This window comes from Trichocoleus sp. DQ-A1, from assembly GCF_039961955.1.
GTDB lineage: Bacteria > Cyanobacteriota > Cyanobacteriia > Cyanobacteriales > FACHB-T130 > FACHB-T130.
The window spans coordinates 1-17,904 of the sequence record NZ_JAMPKE010000035.1; the positions used below are offsets into that span (position 1 = coordinate 1).

Annotated in this window: 7 protein-coding genes and 2 pseudogenes; 8 read left to right on the plus strand and 1 reads right to left on the minus strand. The window is 45.7% G+C overall.

Annotated elements, in window-relative coordinates; genetic code table 11:
• A pseudogene (locus NDI33_RS22880) lies at positions 1-264 on the plus strand (photosystem II q(b) protein); the annotation flags it as partial.
• Between the two features lie 272 nt (positions 265-536).
• Here NDI33_RS22880 and NDI33_RS22885 read toward each other — a convergent pair.
• Positions 537-773 carry a hypothetical protein gene (locus NDI33_RS22885; RefSeq protein ID WP_348245672.1) on the minus strand — a complete coding sequence of 79 codons (237 nt, stop codon included), beginning with the start codon at positions 771-773 and terminating at the stop codon, positions 537-539.
• A 136-nt stretch (positions 774-909) separates the two neighbouring features.
• Here NDI33_RS22885 and NDI33_RS22890 point away from each other — a divergent pair, with 136 nt between their 5' ends.
• From NDI33_RS22890 to NDI33_RS22920, 7 genes and pseudogenes are all read left to right on the plus strand, one after another.
• Positions 910-1,512, plus strand: a complete 603-nt coding sequence (locus NDI33_RS22890; protein WP_339380295.1) for a sensor histidine kinase — start codon at positions 910-912, stop codon at positions 1,510-1,512.
• A gap of 8 nt (positions 1,513-1,520) precedes the next feature.
• A pseudogene (locus NDI33_RS22895) lies at positions 1,521-2,160 on the plus strand (response regulator transcription factor).
• Between the two features lie 102 nt (positions 2,161-2,262).
• Entirely contained in the window at positions 2,263-8,244 is a 5,982-nt protein-coding gene (locus NDI33_RS22900) for an AAA family ATPase (RefSeq protein WP_190676241.1), read from the plus strand.
• Between the two features lie 2 nt (positions 8,245-8,246).
• Positions 8,247-9,737, plus strand: a complete 1,491-nt coding sequence (locus NDI33_RS22905; protein WP_190676243.1) for a response regulator — start codon at positions 8,247-8,249, stop codon at positions 9,735-9,737.
• Positions 9,738-9,745: 8 nt separating this feature from the next.
• A complete protein-coding gene (locus NDI33_RS22910) occupies positions 9,746-10,384 on the plus strand; it encodes a response regulator transcription factor (RefSeq protein WP_190676245.1) in 639 nt (212 codons plus the stop codon).
• Between the two features lie 102 nt (positions 10,385-10,486).
• Positions 10,487-16,480 (plus strand): hybrid sensor histidine kinase/response regulator, encoded by a 5,994-nt coding sequence (locus tag NDI33_RS22915; protein ID WP_190676247.1) that lies wholly within the window; start codon positions 10,487-10,489, stop codon positions 16,478-16,480.
• On the plus strand, positions 16,477-17,898 hold the full coding sequence (locus NDI33_RS22920) for a response regulator (RefSeq protein WP_190676248.1): 1,422 nt from the start codon (positions 16,477-16,479) through the stop codon (positions 17,896-17,898). Before NDI33_RS22915 ends, NDI33_RS22920 begins: the two co-directional genes overlap by 4 nt.
• Positions 17,899-17,904 lie beyond the last annotated feature (6 nt).

Genomic DNA, 17,904 nt, shown 5'->3' on the forward strand with positions numbered 1-17,904 from the left:
TTGTTAGGTGCATGGCCCGTCGTCGGCATCTGGTTCACCTCTTTGGGAATCAGCACGATGGCATTCAACCTGAATGGTTTCAACTTCAACCAGTCAGTGATTGACAGCCAAGGCCGGGTCATCAACACTTGGGCAGATGTCATCAACCGCGCCAACCTGGGTATGGAAGTAATGCACGAGCGCAACGCTCACAACTTCCCCCTCGACTTGGCAGCAGGTGAGTCTACTCCAGTGGCTCTGATGGCTCCCAGCATCAATGGTTAATCGCTAGAGATTCTAGCTAAATAAAAACGCCCTCCCTAACGGGAGAGCGTTTTTTGTTTAAGACGCTCAATAAAATAGAAAAGACTATATTTAATGCCAAGAATCTCGGCAGAGCAGCTAAACTCCACCCGGACTCAGTAGACCAGATGTGCTGGAGATAGATGCTGTCCCCACTACCCAGAGTATTGTATGACAGACCTCGTTACTGGCGGTAGAGTGAGTCACATATATAATCTTTCCGGCTTAACTGAGGGAGTGCCTTTCCCCATCTCTCATTTACCTTTTTTAGAGTCAACACTGTCACTGTCGCGGTCGAAGCCGTGGGGGTCAGCCGGGAAAACCTTGAAATTCGGGTAGAGATGTCGGTAATTCAGATCCGATGGGTCTGAGGGAATTCCTGCGCCTGGATAAGCTGGACTGCAAGCCGAACGTTGAAGTACATTTAAGCGATCTCGCTGTTCCCTCTGGTACCCACACTTCCGCCGATTCAGCAGGGGGTTAGAATTCAAGAGGGCGATCAACTTCGGCGCTCCGAAGTTTAGCTTCACTCGGTAGGGAGTCGGAAGTTGAGACAGCGATCGCTATCTGGTTCCGTGGGATGCACAGCACACACTATCAAAGGATTGTGAGGAGCGAGCTCGCGAGATCCACGACACCCTTGCCCAGGCATTAACGGGTGTCATCGTACATATGGAAGTCGCTAAAGTCGTCGTACCAGAAGACTCCAAAGCACGAAACCACCTGATCCAGGCACACAACTTAGCCCGTGATGGTTTGGCAGAGGCACGGCGATCGGTTTGGGCGCTACGCCCTCAGGTGCTAGAACAGGGTAGTCTCTCGCAGGCGCTGAAAAGTTTAGTTCACGGATTAACCGCAGGTACACCGATTAAAGGTGAGTGTACTATTGAGGAGACGCAATACCCGCTACCTTCCGACGTAGAAACTAATCTGCTGCGTATTGCTCAGGAAGCGTTCGTCAATGCCCTCAAACACGCCCATGCCAATGCGGTTCAAGTTGAATTAACGTTCGGTTCTCAAGCCGTCAGTCTGTGCGTGCGGGACAATGGTCAGGGTTTTAATCCTGAACGGCAAAACGGGAAAGGCTTTGGTCTTTTAGGAATGCACGAGCGCATTCAGAGGCTGGGTGGTCAGTTAACAATCGCTAGCCAACCGGGACAAGGGACAGAGGTGATAGCTATTGTGCCTCTTGCGATTGATATGCCCTCCCAAACAACTGCTAGAGAATAAGATGCATCATGAGCCAGAAACAACCGATTCGCATCTTGATTGCAGATGACCATCCCATTGTACGAGCTGGAATCGCTGCCATGCTTGAAATCGATCCGAAGGCAAACATCACCGTTGTGGGTCAGGCAAACAACGGATGTGAGGCAGTTAAACTGTTTAACCCAACTCCAACCCGACATTGCTTTAATTGACTTGCAGATGCCTCAGATGGATGGTGTATCAGCGATCGCAGCAATTCGCAAAAAGGTTCCTACTGCTCGCCTGATCGTGTTAACAACCTACGATCGCGACGAGGACATTTATCGAGGACTGCAAGCCGGTGCTAAAGCCTATTTGCTCAAAGACACACCCCGTGAGGAACTGCTAGCTTGCATTCAGGCTGTCCATGCAGGGCGATCGTTCATTCCGTTGGAAGTGGGAGCTAGACTGGCGGAGCGGATGAACAGCCCGGAACTTAGTAAACGAGAAAGCGAAGTCCTACAGCTAATGACGGCTGGGATGAGTAATCTGGAAATCGGTGAAGCCCTAACGATTACCGAGGGTACGGTCAAGTCTCACATCAACAATATTTTAAGCAAGTTGAACGTTAATGACCGTACACAGGCAGTAATCATCGCCCTGAAGCGAGGGATTGTCGCTCTGCCGTAGGAGATACAACTCGATTGCAAGTTATAGAAGCGCCGAAGTAGCGATGCTCGGTAGCCCGCAAGACATCGGAAGTTCCCCTTGCCCACTTACAGAGCAATATCTATGATTTCCCTGCCTCAGGTTGCAATCACAGCCAAAATCTACGAAAGTGCTAATTCGCTGGTATATCGAGGGATACGAGAAGACGACAATACACCTGTCATCCTCAAGGTACTCAAAGAAGATTATCCCACTCCAGCCGAACTCACTCGCTACAAGCAGGAATATGAAATTACGCGATCGCTCAACATAGATGGGGTCGTAAGGGCTTATAGCCAGCAGGACTATCAACGAACTCTAGTGATAATTCTTGAGGATTTTGGGGGCGAGTCCTTAGCGAAATTGGTGAATGAATTGGAAGGGGGGTTTCCAATACCCTTACCCAAATTCCTCTGTCTTGCCATCGAAATTACAGAGATTTTGGGGAGGATTCACAGCAGTAATATCATCCACAAAGACATCAGCCCCAGCAACATTGTCCTGAATCCAGCCACCGGGATAGTCAAACTCATCGACTTTGGCATTGCTACCCGCTTAAGTCGGACAAATCCTACGTTTAGAAATCCCAATGTTTTAGAAGGTACTCTAGCCTACATATCACCGGAGCAAACCGGAAGGATGAACCGTTTCCTGGATTACCGAACGGACTTTTACTCGCTAGGTGTCACCTTCTATGAACTGCTCACTGGGAAGCTGCCTTTTACAACGACTGATGCAATGGAGTTAGTGCATTGTCATATTGCTAAAGAGCCATTGCCCCCATCAACAATTAATCCAGCAATTCCTCAAATGGTTTCGAGCATCGTTATGAAGTTGATGGCAAAGAACGCTGAGGAGCGGTATCAAAGTGCCTGGGGAATTAAAGCAGATTTAGAAGAATGCCTACAACAGTTAAAGACAAACAGGCACATTGTAGCGTTTCCATTAGGGACTCAAGATATTTCCGATAAGTTTCAAGTTCCACAGAAGCTGTATGGCAGAGAGCGAGAGGTAGAAACGCTGCTAACTGCATTTGAGCGAGTAGCGGGAAGAGACAAGCAAGAGGGGGGAGATAGGGGAGCAGTTTTTACCAACATCTCGACAGAAAATTCTCCCTTGTCCTCCTTGTCCCCAGTCACTATTCCCCAATCCAAAATTGAAATGATGCTGATAGCGGGTTATTCCGGTATTGGCAAGTCAGCCCTAGTGCAAGAGATTTATAAACCAATTACCCAGAAGCGGGGCTATTTCATTTCCGGCAAATTCGATCAGTTTCAACGCAATATTCCCTACTCAGCTGTCGTCAGTGCCTTTCAGGAGTTAGCGCAGCAACTATTGAGTGAACCTGAATCTCAACTGCAAAAGTGGCGAGACAAACTCTTAGCAGCTTTGGGTGCGAACGGGCAAGTCATCATTGATGTTATTCCGGAAGTGGAACTGATTATTGGCAAACAGCCTGCTGTGCCAGAGGTAGGGCCAACTGAGTCTCAAAACCGATTTAATCGAGTTTTTCAAAGTTTCATCAGAGTATTCTGCTCAGAAGAACATCCCCTGGTCATCTTTCTAGACGATCTTCAGTGGATGGACTCTGCAACAGTCAAATTAATTGAGCTGATGATGACAGATAGTGAGACGCAATATTTGTTTTTAATCGGAGCGTATCGGGATAACGAAGTCGAATCCTCTCATCAGTTGATGATGACGAGCGAGCGCCTAAGAAGGGAAGGAGTAACAATTAACCAAATGACATTAGCTCCTCTAGCGCCAGAAGCGATCGCTCAACTGATTGCCGAGACATTAAACTGTGACAGGGCTTCAGTCCAACCCTTGGCAGAGTTAGTGCAGCGTAAAACTGGAGGTAATCCCTTCTTTGTCAATGAATTTCTGAAAACGCTATATCAGGAAAACCTAATTACCTTTAACCTCCCTGACCTTCATAATCCAAAATCTAAGTTGCGCTGGAAGCGCACCAAAGGTGAGACCCAAAATCCAAAATGGAACTGGGATTTATCTCAAATTGAGGCAAAGAACATCACTGACAATGTAGTAGAGTTGATGATTGACAAGTTGAAGAAACTGCCTCAAGTCACACAGCAGATATTACAATTAGCTGCTTGTGTGGGTGCTGATTTTGACTTAAATACCCTCTCGATAATCTGTGAAAAATCACCAGCAGAAATTTTTTCTCACTTAGTGGCAGCAATTCAGCTAGGCTTAATCCTGCCAAAGTGTGAATTAGACGAGAACTTGTTAGTTCAAGAGTATAATTTTTTGCACGATCGAGTGCAGCAAGCAGCACACGCCTTGATTGATGAGTCGCACAGACAAGTTGTTCATCTACAAATTGGTCGCAATTTACTGAAAAAAGCTTCTCCAGAGGGACTATTAGAGAGGCTGTTTGAAATTGTTGACCATCTGAATCATGGGATTGAACTGGTCACCGCTCAATCAGAAGGAGATGAAATTGCTCAATTAAATTTAATTGCAGGTCAGAAAGCTAAAGCAGCGAGCGCCTATAATATGGCTCAAAAATATTTAGCTACAGGGAGAGAATGGCTGGCAGTTTCTAGCTGGCAAACAAACTATAATCTGACATTAGATTTATATTTAGAAACAGCAGAAATTGCGTATTTGTGTGGCGATTTTGAGCAGGTAGAATCTTGGGTAGGAATCATTCTACAAGAAGCTAAAACGGTTCTCGACACCGTGAAAGCTTACGAAGTTAAAATTCAAACCGACATCGCGCAGAACCAGCCATTGAAGGCGATCGATACTGGATTGCAGGTTTTGCAGCAACTGGGGATTAGTTTTCCCGAAACGCCCAGCCAGTCTGATATTTATCTCGAACTAGACACGATCGCATCCCACTTCCATGACAAGCCAATCGGGGACTTGATCCACTTGCCGGAAATGACCGAGCCGGACAAGTTGGCGGCGATGCAAATCCTATTAAGGATAGCGATTCCTGCCTATATTGCTGCTCCCGATCTGCTGCCAATACTAGCATCTAAACAGGTCAACTTGTCCATCCAGTATGGCAATGCGTCTGTCTCTCCCTTTGCCTATGCCAATTTTGGTGGGTTCATTCTTTGTGGGATGGTCGGAAACATAGAGTCGGGTTACCAGTTTGGACAGGTGGCTCTCAGGTTGTTGTCAAAGCAGAATACCCATTCCCTTAGAGCTAGGATATTGTCGCACGTAAGTTTCCTCATCATCCACTGGAAAGAGCATGTTAGAGAAACACTGGAGCCATTTCTAGAAGGCTATCAAAGTGGACTGGAAACTGGGGATTTAGAGTTTGCTGCCTATTGCGCTTACGGTTACTGCTTCCACTCCTTTGTCGTCGGAAAGGAACTCGTAGAACTTGAACGCGAGATGACGACATACAGTGAAGCAATCCGTCAAATCAAACAGGAAACAGCACTAACCTGGAATCAAATATTTCACCAGTCTGTCTTAAATCTGATGGGATGCTCGGTCAATCCAACCCGTCTAATTGGCGAATTCTACAATGAGGAGAAGGGATTGCCACAACACAAAGCAGCCAATGATGGAGGCGCAATCTTTAGTGTCTATTTTCACAAATTTTTCCTCTGCTATCTATTTTCTGAGTATGCCCAGGCAGTTGAAAAATCAGCCCTAGTGGAAAGTCAGGTGTTCCAAGCAAAAGCGATACACCTTGTTCCTTTGTACTACTTCTATAACTCTCTGGCAAGACTCGCAACATATCCTGAAAGCAGCACTCAAGCGCAGGAGGAAATCCTTAAAAACGTTGCTGTTAGCCAAGAGAAAATGAAACAATGGGCACATTATGCACCAATGAATTATTTGCATAAATATCATCTGGTGCAAGCCGAGACGGCAGGAGCTTTGGGTCAGTTGTTTGAAGCAGAAGAATTCTACGAACAAGCTATCCAAGGAGCCAAGGAAAATGGATATATCCAAGAAGAAGCATTAGCCTATGAATTAGCTGCCAAATTTTACCTATCTCGTGGTAGGAAAAAGTTTGCCCAAACCTATATGAAAGAGGCACACTATTGCTATGGGCGCTGGGGTGCCAAAGCTAAGGTTGCAGATTTGGAAGCTAGATATCCGCAGTTATTGACTCAATCCCCAGCGGTTACTCGCACGACAGATCCGGGTACGACTAATCCTACAACCACTACTGGCAATCGCTCCGGTTCATCGTTGGATTTAGCCACCGTGATGAAAGCGTCTCAGGCAATTTCTAGCGAAATTGTCCTGGATAAATTGCTGGCATCGTTGATGAAAATCCTCATTGAGAATGCCGGGGCGCAAAAGGGGTTTCTGATTTTGGAAACGCAAGGCAGCCTTTTGATTGAAGCCTCAGGCACAGTGGAGCAAGAGCATGTTGCGGTATTGCAGTCAATACCCATTGATAGCGGAGATGTTTCTACAGCGATCGCCAATTATGTTGCTCGAACCAAGGAAACTGTCGTTTTACACGATGCAAGCAGAGAAGGAAAATTTACCAATGACCCTTACATTCAAGCGCATCAACCGAAATCAATTCTCTGTGCGCCGCTGATTGATCGAGGCAAACTCGTTAGTATCGTATATCTCGAAAATAATCTCACCACAGAAGCCTTTACACCCGGTCGCTTGGAAGTGTTAAAGCTCTTATCCTCCCAAGCTGCAATCTCCATTGATCTTGCTAAACTCTACGCTGAAGTGCGTGCTAACGAAAGTAGGCTGACTCAATTCCTAGAGGCAATGCCAATGGGCGTGGCAATCCTTGATGCCAATGGCAAACCTTGCTACGTCAATCTTGTTGCAAAACAGCTTCTTGGTAAAGACGTTATTCCATCTACGACAATAGAGCAATTGCCAGAAGCTTATCAACTCTATCGAGCGGGAACTAATCAACCGTACCCAAAGGAACAAATACCTATACTTCGAGCTTTGCAGGGCGATCGCTCAGCCGTGGATGATATGGAAGTTCATCAAGGCAACAAAATTATCCCTATTGAGAGTCGTGGTACTCCAATCTTTGATGAAAACGGCAACATTGCTTATGCGATTGCGGCGTTTCAAGACGTCACAAAACGCAGGCAAGCGGAAATAGCCAAAAACACGTTCTTAGCACAGATGAGCCACGAATTGCGAACTCCTCTCAACGCCATTCTTGGCTTTGCCCAACTGATGGGTAACTCGTCTTATCTCCCTCCAGAACACCAAGAAAATCTGAGCATCATCGCCCGTAGCGGAGAACACCTGCTCACCTTAATTAACCAAGTCTTAGATTTATCCAAAATTAAAGCAGGACAGATGGCGCTCAACGAAGCAAACTTTGACCTCTGTCGCTTTCTAAACGACTTAGAAAATATGTTCCAACTTAAGGCAAACAATAAGGGATTGCACTTGCTCTTTGAGCGGACTGTAGAAGTTCCTGAATATATCCGCACCGATGAGGTTAAGTTGCGGCAAGTGCTAATTAATTTACTTTCTAATGCCATTAAGTTTACTAAAGCAGGCAGTGTATGTCTAAAAGTCAAAAGGAAGTCCGAACAACAAACAACAATTACCTTTGAAATTGAAGATACCGGGGTTGGGATTGCCCCTGATGAGTTAGACAGCATTTTTAAAGCCTTCGTGCAAGCAAAAGCCGATCGCAAGTTTCAGGAAGGGACCGGCTTAGGGTTAACCATTGCCCGTTCCTTCGTGCAACTGATGGGAGGAGATATTAGCGTCAGTTCTCAGGTTGGTAAGGGGACAGTCTTCAAGTTTGATATTACTGTTAGCAGGATTGAAACTGTTGATATTAATAGTCAGCAACCAACCAGCAGAACAGCCCCACAACCTAATCAGCAGAGCGAATGCCTTTTGAGTGCCGACGTCTTAACACGTGCTGCTCTTGCTGCCCTGCCCCCCGATTTAGTCGCTAACCTCCACCAAGCCATCCTCGCACTCGATGTAGAGCGGATTGAAACCTGCATCGCTCAAATTCGGGAACTCAACGCCCCTGTGGCAGGAGCGATCGCAGTTTTAGCGAAAGGGTTTAAGTATAAGCAGTTATTGGCTTTCATGCAACCCGCAACTGATTAAATATGAATAATGCTCAAAACTCTGCGTCAAAAGAAACCATTTTAATTGTTGATGATATCCCTGAAAATTTACAGCTTTTAGCCGGGATGTTATCGGAGCAAGGGTATATCGTGCGCCTTGCTCCGGACGGTCAACTGGCTCTTCAATTTGTACAAGTCTCCTCACCTGATTTGATATTGTTGGATATCCTGATGCCAGACATGGATGGCTATGAAGTCTGCAAAGAGCTAAAAACGTCTCTAACGACTCAAGACATTCCAGTTATTTTTATCAGCGCCTTGCATGAAGTATTCGATAAGGTAAAAGCCTTTTCTGTGGGTGGAGTAGACTACATTACCAAACCCTTTGAAGTTCGAGAGGTTTTAGCGCGTGTAGAGAACCAATTACGCCTCAGTCGGTTCTCTAAGCAACTTTTGGAGCAAAATGCACGGCTTAGTCAAGAGATTGAAGATCGCAAGCGAATAGAACATGAGCGGAAACGGGCACAAGAAGCGCTGCAAGCCTCCGAATCGGAACTCCGGGCGCTCTTTGCAGCAATACCCGATCCCCTCTTCGTCATTAATTCGGTAGGACGTGTTTTAAAGCTTGTACCGCTTGCGCCGGAGCAATTATACAAACCTGCTGACGAGCAAATTGGTAGGACGTTGCACGAGATTTTCGAGCAACCGCAAGCCGCTATCTTTCTTTGCTACATCCAACAAGCTCTCAGTACCCAACAAATACTTAATGTTGAGTACAGACTGACTATGGGAGGGCGAGAAATTTGGTTTGCTACCCGCATTTCGCCTATTTCCCAAGATTTAGTCATTTGGTTGGCACGGGATATTAGCGATCGCAAACGCGCCGAAGAAGCATCAATTCTGGAAGAACGCAACCGCATGGCTCGCGAGATCCACGACACCCTTGCCCAGGCATTAACGGGTGTCATCGTACATATGGAAGTCGCTAAAGTCGTCGTACCAGAAGACTCCAAAGCACGAAACCACCTGATCCAGGCACACAACTTAGCCCGTGATGGTTTGGCAGAGGCACGGCGATCGGTTTGGGCGCTACGCCCTCAGGTGCTAGAACAGGGTAGTCTCTCGCAGGCGCTGAAAAGTTTAGTTCACGGATTAACCGCAGGTACACCGATTAAAGGTGAGTGTACTATTGAGGAGACGCAATACCCGCTACCTTCCGACGTAGAAACTAATCTGCTGCGTATTGCTCAGGAAGCGTTCGTCAATGCCCTCAAACACGCCCATGCCAATGCGGTTCAAGTTGAATTAACGTTCGGTTCTCAAGCCGTCAGTCTGTGCGTGCGGGACAATGGTCAGGGTTTTAATCCTGAACGGCAAAACGGGAAAGGCTTTGGTCTTTTAGGAATGCACGAGCGCATTCAGAGGCTGGGTGGTCAGTTAACAATCGCTAGCCAACCGGGACAAGGGACAGAGGTGATAGCTATTGTGCCTCTTGCGATTGATATGCCCTCCCAAACAACTGCTAGAGAATAAGATGCATCATGAGCCAGAAACAACCGATTCGCATCTTGATTGCAGATGACCATCCCATTGTACGAGCTGGAATCGCTGCCATGCTTGAAATCGATCCGAAGGCAAACATCACCGTTGTGGGTCAGGCAAACAACGGATGTGAGGCAGTTAAACTGTTTACCCAACTCCAACCCGACATTGCTTTAATTGACTTGCAGATGCCTCAGATGGATGGTGTATCAGCGATCGCAGCAATTCGCAAAAAGGTTCCTACTGCTCGCCTGATCGTGTTAACAACCTACGATCGCGACGAGGACATTTATCGAGGACTGCAAGCCGGTGCTAAAGCCTATTTGCTCAAAGACACACCCCGTGAGGAACTGCTAGCTTGCATTCAGGCTGTCCATGCAGGGCGATCGTTCATTCCGTTGGAAGTGGGAGCTAGACTGGCGGAGCGGATGAACAGCCCGGAACTTAGTAAACGAGAGAGCGAAGTCCTACAGCTAATGACGGCTGGCATGAGTAATCTGGAAATCGGTGAAGCTCTAAGTATTACGCAAGGCACGGTTAAGTCTCACATCAACAATATCTTAAGCAAGTTGAACGTTAATGACCGCACGCAGGCAGTAATCATCGCCCTGAAGCGAGGGATTGTTAGCCTGCCGTAGCAGATACAACTCGATTGCAAGTTATAGAAACGCTAAAGTAGCGATTCTCGGTTGCAAGCAATACATCGGAAGTTCCCCTTGCTCACTTACAGAGTAATACAAATGATTTCCCTGTCTCAGGTTGCTGTCACAGCCAAAATCTACGAAAGCGCTAATTCGCTGGTTTATCGAGGAATACGAGAAGACGACAATACACCTGTCATCCTCAAGGTACTCAAAGAAGACTATCCCACTTCAGCCGAACTCACCCGCTACAAACAGGAATATGAAATTACGCGATCGCTCAACATAGATGGAGTCGTAAAGGCTTACAGTTTACAAGATTATCAGCGATCGCTGGTGATGCTCTTAGAAGATTTTGGCGGGGACTCCTTAGTCAAATTGATGCAGGAATCACCCCAAGCGTATTGTCCTCTTCCCTTAGCTAAATTCTTGAGCCTCGCGATCGCAATTACAGAAATTTTGGGAAGCATTCATGCTACCAACGTCATCCACAAAGACATTAACCCAGGTAATATTGTCCTCAATCCAAACACCGGGGTTGTCAAACTTATCGACTTTGGCATTTCCACCCAGTTAACCCGCACCAACCCTACATTTAAGAATCCTAATGTTTTAGAAGGCACCTTAGCCTACATGTCGCCCGAGCAAACCGGAAGGATGAACCGAACCCTGGATTATCGCACGGACTTTTACTCTCTGGGTGTCACCTTCTACAAACTGCTTACAGGACAACTGCCTTTTCCGACGACAGATATTCTGGAACTGGTGCATTATCATATTGCCAAACAGCCTATTCCACTGCATCAGGTGAATGCACAGATACCTCCAGTCATTTCAGGCATTATCATGAAGTTGATGGCAAAGAATGCCGAAGAGCGCTATCAGAGTGCCTGGGGACTCAAAGCTGATTTGTTGGAATGTTTACGGCAGTTAGAAACAACGGGTGAGATTGCAACGTTTCAATTAGGTAATCAAGATATCACTGACAAGTTTCAAATCTCGCAAAAACTGTATGGAAGGGAAGCGGAAGTTGAGACGTTACTAACTACATTTGAGCGAATAGCCGCAGGGAAGGCAAAGCAAGCAGAATTGCTGTTGGTTGCAGGCTATTCCGGTATCGGCAAGTCAGCACTAGTCCAAGAAATTTATAAACCGATTACCCAAAAGCGTGGTTACTTCATTTCTGGTAAATTTGATCAGTTTGGGCACAATATTCCCTACTCGGCTGTCGTCAGTGCTTTCGCAGGATTAGTGCGGCAACTCTTAAGCGAACCGGAACACCAATTGCAACAGTGGCGAGACAAACTCTTAACAGCGTTGGGAACAAACGGGCAGATTATTATCAATGTCATTCCGGAAGTAGAACTTATTATTGGTAAGCAGGCACCTGTACCAGAAGTTGGAGCGACTGAAGCTCAGAATCGGTTTAATCGAGTTTTTCAAAAGTTTATTCGGATGTTCTGTTCACCAGAACATCCCTTAGTTATCTTTCTGGACGATCTACAGTGGGTTGACTCAGCAACACTAAGGTTGATCGAGTTGATGATGACGGATGTAGATACTCAATACCTGTTTTTGATTGGGGCATATCGGGATAACGAGGTTAATCGAACCCATTCATTGATGATGATGCTAGAGGAACTTAGAAAAGAGGGAGTAACAATCAGTCGGATTACGTTAGCACCTTTAGGGCTGGAGGTGATCATACAACTGATTGCCGACACATTACACGGTGAAATCAGTACAGTCAAACCCTTGGCAGAATTGGTAGTACACAAAACAGGAGGAAATCCTTTTTTTGTTAATGAATTTTTTAAAACGCTGTACACCGAAAACTTACTAGCTTTTGATTTTGATAATCTAATCTGGCGATGGGATATCCCTCAGATTGAGTCAAAAAATATTACTGAAAATGTGGTGGAATTAATGATTGGCAAGTTGAAGAAACTTCCCTATGTCACGCAGCAAATTTTAAAGCTAGCCGCTTGCATTGGTGCTAATTTTGACTTAACTACTCTCTCTATTATTAGTAAAAAAACACCCAGAGAAGTTTTTCCAGAGCTAATTCTGGCAGCGCAGTCTGGCTTGATATTGACAATATCTGAATTGGATGAACAGCTATTAGTCCAGGATTATAAATTCCTCCATGACCGAGTACAACAGGCGGCATACGCCTTAATTGATGAGCCTCATAAGCAAGCAGTTCATTTACAAATTGGTTGCAATCTCCTCGAAAAAACGTTACTAGAGCGCCTATCAGATCGGCTATTTGAAATTGTCGATCATCTGAATTATGGGATTGAGCTGGTCGCCGCTCAACCCGAACGAGACGAAATTGCTAGATTAAATTTAATTGCAGGTCAGAAAGCCAAAGCAGCGATTGCCTATAGTATGGCTAAAAAATATTTAGCGGCAGCAAGAGTTTGGCTGGAAGCTTCTAGCTGGCAAACCAACTATGACCTGACCTTAGATTTATATTCAGAAACAACAGAAGTCGCGTACTTGTGTGGCGAGTTTGAGCAGGTAGAATCCTGGGTAGCAATTGTTTTACAAGAAGCTAAAACGGTTCTCGATACCGTGAAAGCTTACGAAGTCAAAATTCAAACTGACATGGCGCAGGGTCAGTCCTTGAAAGCAATCGATACTGCTTTGCAAGTTTTACAACAATTTGGGATCAGTTTTCCCGAAAAGCCGAGTCAGGCAGATATTGATCTTGAACTAGACACAATCACATCTCTCATCAGTGAAAAGTCGATTGGAGACTTGCTCCATTTGCCTCAAATGACCGAGCCGGACAAGTTGGCGGCGATGCGAATCCTATCCAGCATCACGGTTGCTGCCCATATTACTGCTCCTTATTTGCTGCCTCTAGTTGTGTCTAAACAGGTCAATTTGTCAATCCAATATGGCAATATGTTTGTATCTTCCTTTGCGTATGCCTTCTATGGATTAATTCTTTGTGGGATGGTCGGAAATATAGAGTCTGGGTACGAGTTTGGACAGCTTGCTCTCAGGCTGTTGTCACAACCTCATACCCATTCACTCAGAGCTAGAACATTGCTGTACGTAAATGGCTTCATCAACCACTGGAAAAAACATATTAGAGAATCACTGGAGCCATTACTAGAAGCTTATAAAAGTGCACTAGAAACTGGTGACTTAGAGTTTGCTGCCTATGGCGCTTATTCCTACTGCTACCAATCGTTTCGCGTTGGGAAAGGACTCGTGGAACTTGAACGCGAGATGAGAATATACAGTGAAGCAATTGGTCAAATCAAACAGCAAGCAGTGCTCGCCTGGACTCAAATCTCTCAGCAGTCTGTCTTAAATTTGATGGGACGCTCGGTCAAACCAACCTGTCTAATTGGCGAATCCTACAATGAAAATATATTGCAACACAATGAAATAAATGAAAGACCAATCCTTCTAGTATTCCTTCTAGTATCTTTTTACAAACTTTTCCTATGCTATCTATTTTCTGAGTATGCTCAGGCAATTGAAAACTCAACCCTAGCAGAAAGTCATCTGAGCCTAGTAACAGGGGGCAGCCTTCAGGCTTCATACTATCTCTATGACTCTCTGGCAAGACTGGCAACCTATTCCGAAAGCAGCGTTCAAGCCCAATCTGAAATCCTCAAAAAAGTTGCCCTTAACCAGGAGAAAATGAAGCAATGGGCACACTATGCGCCCATGAATTTTTTGCATAAATATCATTTAGTCGAGGCAGAGAAAGCGCGAGTTTTGGGACAGTGGTTTGAAGCGGAAGAGTTCTACGAACAAGCCATTCAAGGTGCTAAAGACAATGAGTATATCCAAGAAGAAGCATTAGCCTATGAATTGGCTGCCAAATTTTACCTATCTCGTGGTAGAGAAAAGATTGCCCAAACTTACATGAAAGAAGCTCACTATTGCTATGAACGCTGGGGAGCGATGGCAAAGGCCAAACATTTAGAAATCAAATACCCGCAGTTACTGATTCAATCTCCGAATGTGAATCGCACGACTTCCACGCGCACGACCAATCCTAGAACGACCACAAGTAATAGTTCGGGAGAAGCCTTGGATTTAGCGACGGTAATGAAAGCTTCCCAAGCAATTTCTGGTGAAATTGTGCTAGAGCAGTTGCTCAGTTCATTAATACAAATACTAATTGAGAATGCTGGGGCGCAAACAGGTTGTTTGATTTTGCACAAAGATGTTGAATGGGTGATTGAAGCTAGGAGTGAGGTGGATTCTTCAGTAGATGTAGATGCCTATACCACCAGAGTTTTGCAGTCAATTCCAATTGACAACTATCTTCCTGTAGCAATCATCAACTATGTCGTTCGCACGAAAGAAAGTTTAGTCTTGAATGATGCCACCCGTGAAGGCAGCTTTACTGATGAGCCTTACATTAAAGAGCATCAAACCAAATCTATCTTGTGTGCGCCACTGCTCAATCAAGGCAAACTGGTCGGGCTTTTTTACTTAGAAAATAATCTAACGGCTGGAGCCTTTACACCAGAGCGATTGGAAGTATTGAATCTATTATCCTCCCAAGCAGCCATTTCAATTGAAAATGCTAACCTCTATACTCAGCTAGGGGAATACAGCCGTTCGTTGGAACAAAAGGTGTCTCAACGCACTGCTGAACTTGCCGAAGCCACTCGACAAGCGCAGGCAGCAAACCAAGCCAAAAGTACTTTCCTGGCAAATATGAGCCACGAACTGCGTACTCCTCTCAATGCAATTCTGGGCTTTTCTCAATTAATAAGTCGATCGCAAAGCCTACCTTCCGAATACCAAGACAACCTGGGTATCATCACCCGCAGTGGAGAACACCTGCTCACCCTGATTAATCAAGTCTTAGATTTATCCAAAATCGAGGCAGGACGCACGACACTCAACGAAACATCCTTTGACCTCCATTGCCTTCTAGATGATTTGGAAGATATGTTCCAACTCAAGGCTGAGAATAAAGGGTTGCAGTTACTGTTTGAGCGGACGCCAGAAGTACCCCAATTTGTACGCACTGATGAAGTTAAGTTGCGTCAAGTATTAATTAACCTGCTCAATAATGCGATTAAGTTTACCTGTGAAGGGGGCGTATCAGTAAGGGTAAGGTCAGTAATCGGTAATGGGGAAAATAGCTCCAATTACCAATTACCAATTACCAATTACCAATTGCAGTTTGAAGTCGAAGATAGCGGAGCTGGCATTGCTTCTGAAGAGCTAGATAGCTTGTTTGAAGCCTTCATGCAAACAAGAACAGGTCAACAATCCTCCGAAGGGACGGGTTTAGGATTGCCTATAGCACGCTCGTTTGTGCAACTGATGGGAGGTGAAATGACTGTTAGCTCCCAAGTGGGGCATGGTAGCCTTTTCAAATTTGACATTACTGTTAGCGTAGCTGAAACGGCTCAGAGCAACAGCCAACAACCAACCCGCCGAGTCGTTGCCCTCGAACCAAACCAACCAACCTATCGCATTCTGATTGTGGACGATCGCTGGGACAATCGACAACTGCTAATCAGGCTGCTTTCCAGGGTTGGCTTTGAACTACTCGAAGCGACTAATGGTCAACAGGCGATTGAACTTTGGGAAAACTGTTCGCCGCACATCATCTTAATGGATATGCGGATGCCCGTGATGGATGGCTATGAAGCAACCAAACGCATTAAAGCCACTACCAAAGGTCAGGCTACAGCAATAGTTGCCGTCACGGCTAGTAGCTTCGAGGAACAGCGAGCGATTATCCTTTCTACGGGTTGTGATGATTTTATCCGCAAACCCTTTAGAGAAGCAGACATCTTTGATGCCCTGCACAAACATCTCGGAGTGAGCTTCGTCTACGATGAACCCGTCGCCTTACCCACTTCAACCCAAAACGAGACGAATGCCATAACTCCCGATGCCATAGCTGCCTTACCTACGAATCTAGTGGCTAATCTCCACCAAGCTACAATCGATGGCGATAAAGATTTAATGTTGAGTCTCATCGACCAAATCCGCTCTTCAAATAAACCCCTAGCCAATGCCCTTGCTGCATTGGTTAACAATTTCCGGTACAAGCAGTTATTAAATTTAACTCAATTTGCCATTAATTCAAAATGAGTAATCCTCAAAATACTTTCCTAAAATGTAACATTTTAATTGTTGATGATAACCCTGCAAATTTAGAGCTTCTAGGCGGAATTTTGTCTGAGCAAGGGTATAAAGTGCGCCTCATGCCGGACGGTCAACTGGCTCTGAGGTCTGTCCAGTCAACTCGACCTGACCTGATTTTGCTGGACATTCTGATGCCTGAGATGGATGGCTATCAAGTCTGCGAAAAGCTAAAAGCAGATGAACGAACCAAAGATATTCCCGTTATTTTCGTCAGTGCCGTGCATGAAGTGTTCGATAAAGTGAAAGCATTTTCTTTGGGTGGAGTAGATTACATCACCAAACCCTTTGAAGCTAAAGAAGTTTTGGCTCGTATCGAGACTCAATTGCGGATTAGTCGGCTCTCTAAGCAACTTTTAGAGCAAAATGCACGGTTAACTGAGCAGAAGGAACTGCTGCAAACAATCTTTGACCATATTCCTGTAATGGTGACTCTTTATGATGCTAACGGACGAATTCAATTGGTCAATCTGGAGTCAGAACGTGTATTGGGATGGTCTCATACAGAACTAGAAAACATCGATTTGATAACAGAATGCGTTCCTGACCCAGAGTATCGCACCTCAGTTTTGGAACACATGTTCGCCGCTACTGGGAAATGGCAAGACTTCAAAGCCAGGATTCGCGATGGGAGCTATCTGGATACATCCTGGGCAAGTATTCGGCTTTCTAATGGTATGAGTATTGGAATTGGACAGGACATCAGTGAACGGGTTGCTGCTGCGCTACGCGATCACAAACAGGCACTAGAGGCATCTTTGCTAGAAGAACGCAACCGCATGGCCCAAGAGATTCACGACACCCTAGCGCAAGCCTTCACAGGCATCATCGTTCACTTGGGAACCGCCTCACGCAAAATTACGGTAGATCCGGCGGCAGCACAAGAACATATAAAGGTGGGGCGCGATTTAGCTCGCTCTGGACTCACCGAAGCCCGTCGCTCAGTGGAAGCACTGCGCCCGAAGTTGTTGGAGGATGGTGACTTATGCAGCGCTCTGCGTTGCCTGTCGTCACAGATGTTTTCCCATTCCAGTACCCATACTATCTGCGAAGTGTTGGGTAAGGCATATCCCCTGCCTCAAGATGTAGAAAATAATGTACTCCGAATTGGGCAAGAAGCATTGACCAATGCCTTTAAGTACGCCAGAGCTAGTGAAATCCGAATTGAACTGGTGTATGAGACAAGGCAGTTTATTTTGCGAATCAAGGACAATGGGCAGGGGTTTGAAATCAACAGTTTTTCTGTGGAAAACGGTTTTGGTCTAATGGGAATGACAGAACGTGCCGATCGCATCGGCGCAAAGCTAACAATCCAAAGTCAACCCGGACGAGGAACGGAAGTTGTCGTATCGCTCGATAGGGAGTAGGTGATC

Bases quoted from the DNA above. Each gene is read 5' to 3' on its own strand.
- NDI33_RS22920 (WP_190676248.1), top strand. From the start codon at position 16,477: ATGAGTAATCCTCAAAATACTTTCCTAAAATGTAACATTTTAATTGTT.
- NDI33_RS22900 (WP_190676241.1), top strand. From the start codon at position 2,263: ATGATTTCCCTGCCTCAGGTTGCAATCACAGCCAAAATCTACGAAAGT.
- NDI33_RS22910 (WP_190676245.1), top strand. From the start codon at position 9,746: ATGAGCCAGAAACAACCGATTCGCATCTTGATTGCAGATGACCATCCC.
- NDI33_RS22905 (WP_190676243.1), top strand. From the start codon at position 8,247: ATGAATAATGCTCAAAACTCTGCGTCAAAAGAAACCATTTTAATTGTT.
- NDI33_RS22915 (WP_190676247.1), top strand. From the start codon at position 10,487: ATGATTTCCCTGTCTCAGGTTGCTGTCACAGCCAAAATCTACGAAAGC.